At 56.5% G+C, this 12,935-nt stretch carries 13 protein-coding genes; 3 read left to right on the plus strand and 10 right to left on the minus strand.

Annotated elements, in window-relative coordinates; all coding sequences use genetic code 11:
- Positions 1–37: 37 nt before the first annotated feature.
- The 5 genes from RA28_RS09345 to RA28_RS09365 all read right to left on the minus strand — a co-directional run bounded on the left by RA28_RS09345 (position 38) and on the right by RA28_RS09365 (position 5,037).
- Positions 38–1,072 (minus strand): amino acid ABC transporter substrate-binding protein, encoded by a 1,035-nt coding sequence (locus tag RA28_RS09345; protein WP_039527115.1) that lies wholly within the window; start codon positions 1,070–1,072, stop codon positions 38–40.
- A 308-nt stretch (positions 1,073–1,380) separates the two neighbouring features.
- On the minus strand, positions 1,381–2,052 hold the full coding sequence (locus RA28_RS09350; RefSeq protein WP_206539622.1) for a nucleoside triphosphate hydrolase: 672 nt from the start codon (positions 2,050–2,052) through the stop codon (positions 1,381–1,383).
- Positions 2,049–2,831 (minus strand): ATP-binding cassette domain-containing protein, encoded by a 783-nt coding sequence (locus RA28_RS09355; RefSeq protein WP_039527118.1) that lies wholly within the window; start codon positions 2,829–2,831, stop codon positions 2,049–2,051. Before RA28_RS09355 ends, RA28_RS09350 begins: the two co-directional genes overlap by 4 nt.
- On the minus strand, positions 2,831–3,901 hold the full coding sequence (locus RA28_RS09360) for an ABC transporter permease (RefSeq protein ID WP_039527820.1): 1,071 nt from the start codon (positions 3,899–3,901) through the stop codon (positions 2,831–2,833). Before RA28_RS09360 ends, RA28_RS09355 begins: the two co-directional genes overlap by 1 nt.
- Before the next feature lie 116 nt (positions 3,902–4,017).
- A complete protein-coding gene (locus RA28_RS09365; protein ID WP_039527823.1) occupies positions 4,018–5,037 on the minus strand; it encodes a sugar ABC transporter substrate-binding protein in 1,020 nt (339 codons plus the stop codon).
- 186 nt (positions 5,038–5,223) lie between these two features.
- Between RA28_RS09365 and RA28_RS09370 the strand changes: the two genes are divergently transcribed.
- The 3 genes from RA28_RS09370 (at position 5,224) to RA28_RS09380 (ending at position 8,749) form a co-directional block, all read left to right on the plus strand.
- On the plus strand, positions 5,224–6,423 hold the full coding sequence (locus tag RA28_RS09370) for an ROK family transcriptional regulator (RefSeq protein WP_039527826.1): 1,200 nt from the start codon (positions 5,224–5,226) through the stop codon (positions 6,421–6,423).
- Positions 6,424–6,692: 269 nt separating this feature from the next.
- A complete protein-coding gene (locus RA28_RS09375) occupies positions 6,693–7,988 on the plus strand; it encodes a sulfite oxidase (protein WP_039527831.1) in 1,296 nt (431 codons plus the stop codon).
- A 59-nt stretch (positions 7,989–8,047) separates the two neighbouring features.
- Positions 8,048–8,749 carry a c-type cytochrome gene (locus RA28_RS09380; protein ID WP_039527121.1) on the plus strand — a complete coding sequence of 234 codons (702 nt, stop codon included), beginning with the start codon at positions 8,048–8,050 and terminating at the stop codon, positions 8,747–8,749.
- Positions 8,750–8,774: 25 nt separating this feature from the next.
- On the opposite strand, the gene RA28_RS09385 is transcribed toward RA28_RS09380, so the two are convergent.
- The 5 genes from RA28_RS09385 to RA28_RS09405 form a co-directional block, all read right to left on the minus strand.
- The gene (locus RA28_RS09385; RefSeq protein WP_039527123.1) at positions 8,775–9,515 is read right to left on the minus strand and encodes an anti-sigma factor family protein; all 741 of its coding nucleotides are present in this window, start codon (positions 9,513–9,515) and stop codon (positions 8,775–8,777) included.
- On the minus strand, positions 9,512–10,015 hold the full coding sequence (locus RA28_RS09390; protein ID WP_039527126.1) for an RNA polymerase sigma factor: 504 nt from the start codon (positions 10,013–10,015) through the stop codon (positions 9,512–9,514). The genes RA28_RS09385 and RA28_RS09390 overlap by 4 nt, the downstream gene beginning before the upstream one ends.
- Positions 10,016–10,175: 160 nt before the next feature.
- Positions 10,176–10,970 carry an IclR family transcriptional regulator gene (locus RA28_RS09395; protein ID WP_039527129.1) on the minus strand — a complete coding sequence of 265 codons (795 nt, stop codon included), beginning with the start codon at positions 10,968–10,970 and terminating at the stop codon, positions 10,176–10,178.
- Positions 10,971–11,036: 66 nt separating this feature from the next.
- Positions 11,037–12,377 (minus strand): TRAP transporter large permease, encoded by a 1,341-nt coding sequence (locus RA28_RS09400; protein WP_039527131.1) that lies wholly within the window; start codon positions 12,375–12,377, stop codon positions 11,037–11,039.
- 31 nt (positions 12,378–12,408) lie between these two features.
- On the minus strand, positions 12,409–12,906 hold the full coding sequence (locus tag RA28_RS09405; RefSeq protein ID WP_039527134.1) for a TRAP transporter small permease: 498 nt from the start codon (positions 12,904–12,906) through the stop codon (positions 12,409–12,411).
- Positions 12,907–12,935: the final 29 nt, after the last annotated feature.

Here is a 12,935-nt window from a genome sequence, read left to right on the forward strand (position 1 = left end):
GGGCCGCAGAACCTGCAGCCCCGGGCTAAGTCAGGACTTAGTCGAGCTGCGGGGCATAAAGCACGCCACCATGGCTCCAGAGGTTGTTGAGACCCCGCTCCAGCTTGTACGGGCTGTTTTCACCCAAATTGCGATGGTAGATCTCGCCATAATTACCCATGGCGGCAATCATTTCTTTGGCCCAAGTGTCGCGCAACCCAAGACGTTCGCCCATACCGGGCTCAGCGCCCAGCAGACGGGCAATTTTCGGGTTCGGCGGGTTTGCGGCCATTTCTTCAACGTTTTCCGAGGTGATGCCTTCTTCCTCGGCGATGAGCAGCGCGGCCAACATCCAGTTGGTGAAATCGACGAAATCTTCGTCACCCTGACGCATTGCGGCGGAGATTGGCTCGTTCGACAACTGGTCATTCAGGATCACATGCGCATCGGGGTTTTCAAGTTCCGTGGCGCGCAGAACGGCCAGGAACGGACCCCAAGCCACAAAGCTGTCGCACCGGTTGGCCAGATAGGCAGCACGCAATTCCGACGCCTTTTCATAACTGACCATGGTGTGTTCGACGGCCAGGCTTTGCAGGTAATTCGCGGCAATGCGTTCGATGGTGGTTCCAGCCTCGACACAGATCGTGCCGCCTTCCAGATCCTTGGCTTCGGTAATCCCGAGATCACCATGTGCCATGAACTGCGCACCGCCAAAGAAGTACGGGATCGAGAATTGCAGACCCAGCTCGGTATCGCGACCCATGGTCCAGCCGGTCGCCTTGATGATCACGTCCACGTCACCGGATTGCAGCGCCGGAAAACGCTGCGCCCAGCTGAGCGGAACAATCTGCGCCTTTTCTGGATCTCCCAGCAGTGCCGTGGTCATCGCGCGGCAAAGGTCAATATCGAGACCTTTCCACTCGTTCTGATCATTCACCTCGACGAAGCCAAAGTAGGAGCCGTTGTGACCCGAGCACAACAAGGTCCCACGGTCTTGAATGGCCGTGATTGTCGGGCTTTTCGCCATAGCCAGGCTTGGGATCGTCAGTCCCGCAGCTACGGCCAACCCTGTCGCTAGACCCTTGATCTGCATTTTTCGTTCTCCACTGTTGTTCTATATTTCAGCACATTTGTATTGATATAGAGAATGACCAACTTGCTACATCGAGTCAACAGTGTCGAGTCTGAGACTCATCAATTGCCTACACGGCCCATGCGGTCGTGCCCAAAATTCGAGCAAGTGAAAACGGGAACAGGACCGGTCACGCGCGCCATCAGGTGCCGCGGGCTCGGACCTGTCAGCGGAAAAATCAGATTGTGCTTTTGGGGGGCAACGCCACAGCGATCGACAGTCCCCAACGGAATTGTCACATGAGACCGGGTTGCAAAAATCGCGCAGCCTTAGACCGGCTGATGCGCCCCGGTGTTGCTGTCATTTTGCGACAAAGTGAGATCCGCCTTTCGGCTGCTTCTCAGAACCAGCTCTGCATTGGGCAGATCGTTCCGCGACGCGCGTTCCAGCGCCGTTTTTGGATCGAACCCGTGCTGCAGCCAGCGGTTGCGCAGCCGGATTTTCAGCTCTTCCAGTGTCGGACAAACAAAAACAGTCGCACTGAATACGTCGGCCAGAGAAGTCCAGGGGTCTTGCTCCATCAGAAGGTAGTTTCCTTCTGCCACGACCACCGGCGTGTTGGGATGAATGGGAATTGCGTTGGCTATTGCCAAATCCTGATTCCGGTCGAAAACCGGGTGAAAGGTCTCGTATTCGGCGGTTTGGATGGTCTTGACTGCACTGCAAAACCCATGAGCATCGAACGTTTCCGGTGCGCCCTTTCTGGACAGCAAACCGCGCTCTTCCAGTACGCGGTTGTCCAGATGATAGCCATCCATAGGAAAAAGCGCAGCGTGCGGTACTGATGTATCCTGCTGGGCGTTCAGGGCATGAACGACAGCCTCGGCCAATGTGGACTTGCCCGACGCAGGAGGGCCGGCGATTGCAACAATCGTCCGGCCCCCAACCTGCCCTCGGGAGGATATCAGGTCACAAACGCGTTCCGCGTCTTCTTGAATCACGCCGCGTCCTCTTTCGGGGGTTCGTTTGCCCCTGTCATAAAGGCCACCGCGTCGGACATGGTGTAGTCCTTTGGGTCGATCGTGCAGAGCCGTTTGCCCAGACGGTGAACATGAATGCGGTCTGCAACCTCGAAAACATGTGGCATGTTGTGACTGATCAGAATGATCGGTATGCCGCGTGCCCGCACGTCCTGGATCAGTTCAAGCACTTTCCGGCTTTCCTTGACCCCAAGGGCGGCGGTTGGTTCGTCCATGATGATGAACTTGGTCGCAAATGCCGCGGCCCGCGCAACGGCAACCCCTTGGCGTTGACCACCTGACAGCGTTTCGACAGCCTGATTGATCGATTGCACGGTCATCAGTCCAAGCTCGGTCAGTTTCTCGCGCGCGAACTTCTCCATCGCGGGGCGGTCAAGCTGGCGCAGATACTGGCCCATGAAACCCTGTTTGCGGATCTCGCGCCCCATGAACATGTTGTCCGCAATGGACAGTGCGGGTGACATTGCGAGTTGCTGATACACAATTTCGATCCCCATGTTCCGCGCGTCGATGGGAGAGGTGAAGTTGACCTTCTTCCCTTCGATCAGGATATCGCCTTCATCCGGGATCGTCGCGCCGCAGATTGCTTTGACGATAGAGGATTTTCCCGCTCCGTTGTCCCCGATGACCGCCAGGATTTCGCCCTGGCGCAGTTCAAAGTCAGAGTGGTCGATGGCGGTTACGTGGCCATAACGCTTCACGATCCCGCGCCCTTGTACGACTGGTGTTGTGTCTGACATTAGCCCGATACCTTTCTGATCCACTGGTCAACCGCAACGGCGCCAATGATGAGAAGTCCGATAAGAAGGAAGGTCCACTGTGCGTCCGCGCCCAGCAGCCTGAGCCCGAGGGTGAAGACCCCAACGATCAGTGCACCAAACAGCGACCCAAGAATAGACCCACGCCCGCCGAAGAGAGAGATGCCACCAATCACAACCGCGGTGATGCTTTCGATATTGGCCAGTTGACCGGATGTCGGAGAGACCGATCCAATCCGCCCGATCAAAGCCCAGCCTGCAAATGCACAGATCAGACCTGACAACATATAGACGGACATCAGGGTCTTGTGGACGTTGACACCAGAGAGCTCTGCCGCTTCGGGGTCGTCACCGACGGCATAGACATGCCGCCCCCAGGCCGTGTGTTTCAGCGCGTAAGCCAGGATGAATATCAGGGCGAGCATAAAAATGACACCCACTGTAAAGGTCGCGCCCCCTATACTGAACTTGGTGCCGAAGAACTGCAGGAATGGCGCGTTCGCCTCGATGTCCTGACTGCGAATGGTTTCGTTCGCGGAATACAGGAAATTGGTCGCCAGCACGATCTGCCACATGCCCAGCGTCACGATGAACGGCGGGAGCTTGACGCGGCTGACAAGCCAGCCATTGATGGCCCCGATCAATGTGCCAACGGCAAGACCGCAGAAAACGGCCACCGGAACCGGAATCCCATACCGGAAGGTAAACTGCCCCATAATGACAGATGAAAAGACCATGATCGCTCCGACGCTCAGGTCAATGCCCGCGGTGAGGATAACAAGGCTCTGTGCAGCAGCCACGATGCCAACGATCTGAACCTGCTGAAGGATCAATGTCATGGCGAATGGAGAGAAGAACTTCGAGCCCAGAAGAAGGCCAAAGATCACAATTGCGCCGACCAGCACGATGAGTGGCACGAACGACGGGTTCACATGGAGAAGATGTTGCAACTTCCCGAGCAGACCGCGCCGATGATCTTCAAACTCTGCAACAGTCTCGCTTCGGCTTGCGGCAGCTTCGAATTCTTGGGCACCTGGGTTTGGTTCAGACATTTCTCCCCCTTTTCGCGGCAGGCTGATGGCCACGAGGACAGTTTACAGGAAGTTTCGCTATGCGGGTGTAGGGAATTGTGAGGCGCGAAACCGCGCCTCACAGAAGCGGCGCTAAATTAGCCCCAGCAGAGTTCCAGGCCTTCCGCGACCGAGATCGACTCCACGCCATCAACCGGTTGGTCGGTGATCAGAGCAACACCCGTGTCGAAGAAGTCTTTTCCGGGCGTGTTTTCCGGCTTTACACCTTCATCGGCCCATTTTTTCACAGCCTCTACGCCAAGCGATGCCATCAACAGCGGATACTGCTGGCTTGTCGCGCCAATTACGCCCGCCTCAACGTTTTGAACGCCAGGGCAGCCGCCATCGACTGAAACGATCAGAACGTCATTTTCGCGTCCGATGGATTTGAGCGCTTCGAAGGCCCCCGCTGCGGCAGGTTCGTTGATTGTGTGCACAACATTGATGGTCGAGTCCTTGGCCAGAAGGTTCTCCATGGCGCGACGCCCACCTTCTTCGTTTCCGTCGGTCACATCGCTGCCAACCAAGCGGGCATCCGTTTCATCCCCGATGACGTTCGGGTCGGCCAGATCGACACCAAAACCGTCAAGGAAGCCCTGGTTGCGCAGAACATCCACCGTTGGCTGGCTGACGTTCAAATCCAGCGTTGCGATTTTTGCATCCGCGGCAGCATCACCCATTTTCGCCTTGGCCCATTGACCGATCAAAAGCCCGGCTTTGTAGTTGTCCGTTGCAAAGGTTGCATCGGCGGAGTCAATCGGGCTGAGGGGTGTGTCCAGAGCAATGACCAACACACCTGCGTCCCGCGCCTGCTGAACCGCGGGCACGATCGAGCTGGTGTCAGAAGCCGTCAACAAAATTCCTTTTGCACCGTCAAGAATGCAGGTTTCGATGGCCTGCACCTGAGTTTCGTGGTCACCGTCAATCTTACCGGCAAATGCCTTAAGCGTCATGCCAAGCTCTTCCGCCTTGGCTGTCGCACCTTCTTTCATTTTGACAAAGAAAGGATTGGTGTCGGTTTTTGTAATCAGGCAGACGGTTTCCCCGGCCGCTTGAGCAGATGCTGCAGCCATCGTCAGAACGGTCGCCGATGCGGCCAGCTTGAGTAGATTTCTCATGTTGTCCTCCCAAAATGTTGTCGTCGCCCCGCCGGGTGTGCCAGCGAGACCTACCTCCATCCTCCAATGCAGGTCGAAAATAAGCAAACGCGATTCTCACTGCGCTGTCAATAAATAAATAAAGTTTATTTATTAATTTGCCCGCGCGTCTTTTCATAACGATACGAGGTGGTTATGTTCAGGTTTATGGAGAAAGAGGCGCTCAAAATACTGACTGGCGGGGTAAGCCAAAGTGGCGTTCGCGATCATAACGAGCGTCTTATTTTGACGGTTTTACAACGACATGGGCCAACGGCTGGCGCCGACATTGCAAGGCTTACGGGCCTGTCGCCACAAACCGTATCAAACATTGTACGCAAGCTAGAGAAGGACGAGATTCTCAAACGGGGAACACCGTTGCGCGGAAAAGTCGGCAAACCTTCGGTGCCGATGGAGCTTAACCCGGACGGCGTTCTGTCGGTTGGAATGAAGATCGGTCGACGCAGTGCAGACCTGCTTTTGATCGACTTCACAGGCAGGCCGCGAAAGCAGATTTCGACGACATATGATTACCCGCTGCCCGAAACCGTCTTTGGATTTCTGGAGACGGGTTTGGAAACGCTCCTGTCCGACGAACCGAGAAAGCTCCGCGACCGGGTTTGCGGTATCGGAATTGGCACGCCGTTCGAACTTTGGAAGTGGCACGACCTGTCAGGAGTCGCTGCCAGAAAATTCCGATCCTGGAAAAACGTGAACTTCTTTTCCGAAGTCGCCAAGTTCAGCGACCTTCCCGTCTTTGTCGTCAACGACGCGACAGCCGCTTGTCACGCAGAACATCTTTACGGGCGCGGAGCCGAGTATCGCGACTATTTCTATTTCTTCATAGGCTCCATGATCGGCGGCGGCGTCGCTTTGAACGGCACCGTCTTCGAGGGCAACCAGGGCAATGCCGGTGCGTTGGGCGCGATGCGCACAACGGGCCCACTGGGCGAAAGCCAGCAGCTGATCGACACGGCCTCGCTGTTTTTACTCGAAGATAGGTTGATCGAAGCGGGGGTCGATCCGGGCATTCTGTGGAAGAAGCCGCAGGATTGGAGCAGCATTTCCCGATATGTCGAACCTTGGATTGGCACGACCGCGCAGGAACTGGCCAAGGCTGCCCTGTCTATTTGCGCTGTCATCGACTTTGAGGCGATATTCATTGACGGCGCATTCCCGCCAAACGTTCGGGAAGAACTGGTTTCCAGAGTCCGACGATATCTGGCCAATCAGGACAAGCGCGGCCTGATCCCACCCGTTGTCAAAGCTGCCGCGGTTGGAGAAAGCGCCCGCGGCATCGGTGCTGCCAGCAGCCCGATTTTCCGTCAGTTCCTGTTGAACACCAATGCAGGGCTCTCCGCGATGTAATTGCGGCCACTTGGGAACGGTTTCCGCGGCGCCGGTTGGTCGTCCCAACCTCTCCGCGACCTTCTTGGCCAACGAATACCGCCCCTCATCACGCCCTTATTGGGTCGAATACTCAGTCACCCGCGTCAACTTCGTATCCGTCTCGCACACCTCTAGGTGCGCGTGAGCGCGTTTCTGAATCTCGGGATGGAATAAAACGAGTCTCCCATACGTCTTTCCTGCATAAAGGTGCGCCACTGCGCGCCATGCCAGCAGCCAGGGAGGAAACGATGGCGCCAGTTGAGGACAAGAACCGCTCGGTCAGCGAGTTCTTTGCAAATGACCCCGAAAAGGCAGATGCAGAATTTTTTGGACGGGTCGCAAACCCGGATCGGCGCGGGTTTCTGAAGCGCACCGGCTTGGCCACGATGGCCGCCATGGTTGGAACGTCGATACCGTTCCATCGCAACATGCCTATTGGTTTTGTTCCCGCGGCAATGGCGCAAGAAGACGTTCTGGTTGGCAAGGACGGGCTGACATTGCTGAACGACCGTCCCGTAAACGCAGAAACCCCGCCCGAGTTGCTTGACGATCTGATCACACCCACGAACCGCCACTTTATCCGCAACAACGGCATCCCGCCGGAAGACGTTGATCCCTCCACCTGGACACTGACAGTCGACGGTTTTGTGGACACACCCATGACACTGACGATTGATGACCTGCGTGAGCAATTCGAGGTTGTCACCATGGCCCTGACGCTGGAATGCGGTGGCAACGGGCGCGGTTTCTTCAACCCGCCAGCCAAAGGCAACCAGTGGACTTACGGCGCTGTCGCCTGTTCCGAATGGACCGGTGTCCGGCTGAAAGACGTGCTTGAAAAGGCGGGTGTACAATCGAACGTGGTCTATACCGCCCACTATGGTGCCGACGGACATCTGTCGGGTGATCCCGAGAAGATGCCGATCTCTCGCGGTCTGCCGATCGACAAGGCACTGACGGACAATGTGCTGATCGCATTTGAAATGAACGGAGCCGAGTTGCATCCGATGAATGGTGCGCCTCTGCGCCTTGTGGTGCCAGGCTGGCCCGCGTCTACCGCTCAGAAATGGCTCAACCGTATTGAACTGCGCGATCAGGTTCATGATGGCCCGAAAATGACCGGGACATCCTACCGCGTTCCAAGCTATCCTGTGGAGCCTGGACAGGATGTACCGAAGGAAGACTTCGTCATAATCGAGCGTATGCCCGTCAAGTCTCTGGTCACGTTTCCCGCAAACGGTGCCGATCTGGGGATGGAAACGCAGGTGCGCGGTCACGCCTGGTCAGGCGACCGTTCAATCAGCAAGGTCGAGGTTTCCTCGGATTTCGGCGCAACCTGGCAAGAGGCCGAGCTTGACGCGCCGGTCAATTCCGGCGCGTGGCAGAACTGGCGTGCAAATGTCAGTTTTCCACAAGCCGGGTATTACGAGGTCTGGGCTCGTGCCACCGACAGCGAAGGCGTCATGCAACCCTTTGCGATCGACTGGAACCCGAAAGGCTACTTGAACAACACGATGCACCGTGTCGGCGTTCGCGTAAGCTGAGCAAACCGGGGCGACCAAAGCGTCGCCCCCAAAACCTTTCCCTGCACCGGAGTAAATCAATGCGCTTCGCAACCCTGCGAACTGTTTCTATTGTGGCATTCAGTTGTACCGCCACGCCCCCTGTCCTTGCTGATCTAATGCCTTCGCTGGCAAGTGCCGATATCGCGAAAGGCGAGCGCGTTTTTAAAAAATGCGTAGCGTGCCACACTGTCGAGCAAGGCGACAAGAACAAAGTCGGACCCAATCTGTTTGGTATTGTTGGCGGCCCAGTCGCTGTCGTCGAGGGTTTCAAATATTCCAAGTCGATGGTCGAATATGGCGGAGACTGGACGCCCGAACGGCTTGATCTGTTTCTCAAGAAACCAAAGGCCGAAGTGAAGCGAACGAAGATGACCTTCGCTGGTCTGAAGAAGGATCAGGACAGAGTCAATCTGATCGCCTTCCTCAACCAATACTCAGATAACCCAATGAACTTTGGCACTGCCGAGGCAGTAGTCGCAGAGGAGACCGAAGAAGAATACGAGTTCGGCGTGCTATTCGACGCACCGGGCGTGGATTCGACGTTTTACGCCTGCACCGCCTGCCATTCCGAAATGATTGTTGCACAACAGGGGCTGACCCGCGACGGTTGGATTGAGATGTTCGAATGGATGGTCGACGAACAGGGTATGTCGGAAATCGAAGAGCCTGAGTACACGGAAATCCTCGACTACCTCACCCAGCATTACGGCGAGGATCGCCCCAACTTTCCGAAACGCTGAGCTGTTTGAAACCTTTCGCCAGCCGCTAGCCCACACATGGGGCGGCGGCTGTTGTTGCATCGGAAACCGAGGCCATGCTGACCTCTGTCGCATTGCTTTGGGTCAACAGCTTTAGGTAAGCCGCGATTGCGTCAAATCTCGATTGATCCATGCCGCTGGCAATGATCATGTGGCCAGTGCTGTCGGACGTCGTCCACGTCTCAATTTGCCGGTCAGTGCCACCGATTTCGGCTTGCGATTCGAATGCCCCGCGAAAATACGAAAACCGGCATCCGTTCCGACCCGCGTAATGCGTAACCAGACCTGTATCCAAAGTACGGATCGCCACCGGAGTCAGCCGCGCGCTGGACAGATCAGGGATACCTTCATAACCACCCGCCGCAACGGCACGCAGATCGCCACCGCCGACGACAAAGTCCTGCTTGGCAAAGTCCTCGTGAATGTCCAAAGCCGTTGGTTTAGCAAGCGTGTTCGCCCCCAGAATAATCGCAGTCGCGACTATTGCCGCGGCAGCTCCACCTGCCAGCCACTTCGTCGGGCGCCGAGAGCTGTTCGCCGCAGGCTTAATCGGCACAGCGATTGAAGGCACCGTGCTGGGCCGCAACGCGGCAAGGCCAGCCGACACTTCGCGAACGTCTTTCAACGCCTGCGCCAACGCGGGCTCGGTAACCAAACGGTCTTCAAACTCACGCCGGGTTTCCGCGCCCATCTCACCGTCGTGATAGGCGTTCACCAGTTCCCAGTCCTGTTCACTCAACTCACTCATCGACCACGCTTCTTTTCAATCTCTTGCAGATCGGCCCCCTCGACCAATTCCAGCAACGCTTTCCTTGCTCGGCTAACACGGCTCATCACCGTGCCATTTGCCACATTCATGACCTTCGCAGCCTCGACGTATTTCAACCCCAGAATATCCACAAGGCACAACACTTCCCGCATGTCCGGCGGTAATTTTTCAAACGCCAAGCGTATCATGATGTCCCGTGCGGTATCCGAAGAACCGGCTTCATCGGATAGACGTCTTTCAGCCGCCAAATATTCCCTGCGAACCCGCAGTTTTCTCAGTTCATCGTAGTGAAGGTTCCGTATGACCCGAAACATCCAGGGGCGAAACTGTTCAGGTTCCGACGGTCTGTCCTTGGCCCGCAGCGCTCTTTCAACGGCGTCCTGAACCAGATCTTCGGCATCATTTGCCGAGGCGCACAAGGTGGTCGCATAGGCCCGAAATTCGGGAATCAGAAGTTCGATTTGTTTGGCCAAAGGCATGCCCGGAACTTGCAGTCTGTTGGTTCGCTAGTCAATTCACATGGCGAGCCCGTCGCGAACCTGTCACGCCGTGCGAAGGGCTGTCCGTCTAATAGCAGGAAACGCATTAGCCGGTCGGATTAAGCGCGAACATCACCCCAGATTTGTACTTGGTGAAAGATCAGGAGGTCGCGACCAAGGAATAATACTGCCCGGTTATGCTCCGCAATTCTTCCACCGCCTGTACCAGTGCGGGACCGACCTCTGCTTGAATTCGTTCATCGCTCAGGCTTTCCGTAGGCGCTCCGCTGAGAAACGCCACAGGCTCGGCAAATTCCGAGGGTCGATAAGGTGTCGCGACCGCGTTGATGGAGGAACTGAACCGCTCGGAACCCGACACCACTGAATAGCCCTGCGCCAGCAAATCACTGCGCGCTTTTCGACCCACTTTGCCGTATTGGTTCGTTTGATTGCCTTGCACGGCCGTCGTCAGCTTCTCCTGTTCCTCATCCGTCAAAACGCCCAGATACGCCGCCCCGGTAGAAGACGTCAGAATTGGCATGCGGTAACCCACGTTGATCCATATGGGTGGCGTGTTCTCGGGCCGCCAAGTCTTGACCACCAACATCTGGCCATCGTCCTGAATAGCGACACCGATCAGCGTTTTTGTTGCGTTCGCAAGGTTCTGCATAATCGGGGATGCGGTTTCGATAAACCCGAAAGACGCGGCTGCGATGTTTCCCAGCGCCAATGCTGCCGGGCCGAGGTAGTACTTATCGTGATGCCTGCGGTGGGTAAGATACCCCAAAGCGCACAGCGTGAAGGTCAGGCGCGACACGGTTGAACGCGGAAGGCCGGTGCGCTCCGAGATTTCCAGATTGCCCAAGCCTTTGTCCGTCGGGCGAAAGGCCCGCAGAACGCTCAAGCCCCTGGCCAGAGTATTTGCAAAACGCTTGTCGTCCTTCAGATCACGCATCCGTTTTTGTTCCCCAATTCTCCGCAAATTTCACTATATAGAACTTCATCGCTGCGAAAACCCGGATCAGGGGGCACCAGCCGACAGAACAAGCGAGATGGCCGGGAAGAACAGGATCAACGCCAACACAACGATATCCGCACACAAAAAGCGCCAGATGCCGGCAAAGATTGTTCCCAGTGGCGCAGCACGGCCAACGACATTGGACAGCACAAAGGCGTTCAAACCGACCGGTGGCGTGATCAGGCCAATCTCGAGCAATTTCACGACGACGACCCCGAACCAGATCAGGTTCATGCCGTATGTTTCAACCAGCGGGATCACCAGCGGCAGGGTCAGAACCATGATGCCGATCGGGTCAAGGAACATGCCCAGCAGCAGGTAGACCGCACAGATACACAACAGCAGGACAGTTGGTGACAACTGAGCATCTGCAACGGCCTGCACCAGAGCCGGGGCCGTACCGGTCAGGGCGATTGCAGCAACAAATATCTTTGCACCCGCAGCCACAATAAACAGCGCGGCAGTCTGTACGCAGCTTTCGCGTACGGCTTCCCAAAGGGATTTCAAGCTCAGACGGCGCTGCGCAAATCCGATGAACGTCGTGATGACAACGCTGACCGCGGCCGCAGCCGTTGCCGTGAAGAAACCTCCATAAATGCCGATCACGATAATCAGGAAAATCAACATCGCGGGCCATGCCTCAATGGCGGCGCTCAGCTTCTCGCCGCGGCTGGCTGGCTTTTCCCGGACAGGGGCGACCTTGGGGTCCATCGCGATCCAGATCCAGATGACCAGCACAAAGCCGATCAGTGTCAACAGACCCGGCAAGACACCGGCCAGAAACAATTTGCTGACCGATGTTTCCGTGAAAATCGCATAGATGATGAACAGGACGCTTGGCGGGATCAGCGACCCCATGGTCCCACCCGCGGCAACGGAAGCTGTTGCCATCCTTGGGTCATAGCCCAGCCGCAACATCTCAGGCGTGCAAATCTTGCCCATTGTCGAAGCGCAGGCAATCGAGGAGCCGGTGATCGCCGAAAACCCGCCGCATCCGACAACCGAGGCCACGGCGACACCGCCCCGCATCTGCATCAGCCAGACACGCGCAGAGTTGTAAACCGCCGTGGTAATCCCGGCGCGGTAGGCGATATTGCCCAAGGCAACAAACAGCGGAATCATTGACAGATCAAAACTGTGCATCAGTTCGAAGGAATTCGAAAACACCAAAGAGGCTGTCGCGCGAAACGCGCGTTCCGGCATGAAGGTCCCCGTACGCAGCGCAAAGATCAGGAATGCGGCAGTCGTCGCCACGCCGATCAGCGCAAATGCAATCGGCACGCGCATCGCCAGAAGGACGAGCATCAGGCCGAAGGCGATCAATCCAATGGTTGCCGGATCCATATGGCGAATTCCTGTTTTAAAGGTTTGAAAGTCAGTATTCGGGAAGCTCGGTCGTACGACCGCGCAACACAGCCGCCGAATCGGCGATCACCATGACAACCAGCCGCAACCAACAGAGTGTCATGCCGATGACAAATGCCAGACGCCCGGGCCATTGCGGCAGGCTCAGGTCCCCGTAAAACGCACTGCCGGTCGTCCATTGGTGTGCCAGCTCTTTGCCGCCCGACCAGATCAAGGGCATCAGAGCCAGTGCGCCGACGAGACTGCCAAAGATGACGAACAGGTTGACCACTCGCACGGGCAGGAAATTCGTAATGAACTCGACAGAAATATGCGCCCGTTTTGCCGATGCGGCTGCCAAAGGCATGACAATCGCCAAAACCATAAGCTCGCGCACTATGATCACCGTATCTGGCACCGAGGCATTGAACAGGTTTAACGCAACAACGTCGGCGAAGATCATCAACGCCAGCAAGATGATCGAGATCGTTGCAACGTCGACAAAAATGCGCTCCAGTCGGCTCAGCATGATTTTCTCCCTTTGGGAACCGGGCACGG

Source organism: Ruegeria sp. ANG-S4, from assembly GCF_000814005.1.
Classification (GTDB): Bacteria; Pseudomonadota; Alphaproteobacteria; order Rhodobacterales; family Rhodobacteraceae; genus Ruegeria.

Bases quoted from the DNA above. Each gene is read 5' to 3' on its own strand.
- RA28_RS09345 (WP_039527115.1), bottom strand. From the start codon at position 1,072: ATGCAGATCAAGGGTCTAGCGACAGGGTTGGCCGTAGCTGCGGGACTG.
- RA28_RS09385 (WP_039527123.1), bottom strand. From the start codon at position 9,515: ATGAGTGAGTTGAGTGAACAGGACTGGGAACTGGTGAACGCCTATCAC.
- RA28_RS09365 (WP_039527823.1), bottom strand. From the start codon at position 5,037: ATGAGAAATCTACTCAAGCTGGCCGCATCGGCGACCGTTCTGACGATG.
- RA28_RS09375 (WP_039527831.1), top strand. From the start codon at position 6,693: ATGGCGCCAGTTGAGGACAAGAACCGCTCGGTCAGCGAGTTCTTTGCA.
- RA28_RS09390 (WP_039527126.1), bottom strand. From the start codon at position 10,015: ATGCCTTTGGCCAAACAAATCGAACTTCTGATTCCCGAATTTCGGGCC.
- RA28_RS09360 (WP_039527820.1), bottom strand. From the start codon at position 3,901: ATGTCTGAACCAAACCCAGGTGCCCAAGAATTCGAAGCTGCCGCAAGC.
- RA28_RS09405 (WP_039527134.1), bottom strand. From the start codon at position 12,906: ATGCTGAGCCGACTGGAGCGCATTTTTGTCGACGTTGCAACGATCTCG.
- RA28_RS09355 (WP_039527118.1), bottom strand. From the start codon at position 2,831: ATGTCAGACACAACACCAGTCGTACAAGGGCGCGGGATCGTGAAGCGT.
- RA28_RS09400 (WP_039527131.1), bottom strand. From the start codon at position 12,377: ATGGATCCGGCAACCATTGGATTGATCGCCTTCGGCCTGATGCTCGTC.
- RA28_RS09395 (WP_039527129.1), bottom strand. From the start codon at position 10,970: ATGCGTGATCTGAAGGACGACAAGCGTTTTGCAAATACTCTGGCCAGG.
- RA28_RS09380 (WP_039527121.1), top strand. From the start codon at position 8,048: ATGCGCTTCGCAACCCTGCGAACTGTTTCTATTGTGGCATTCAGTTGT.
- RA28_RS09370 (WP_039527826.1), top strand. From the start codon at position 5,224: ATGGAGAAAGAGGCGCTCAAAATACTGACTGGCGGGGTAAGCCAAAGT.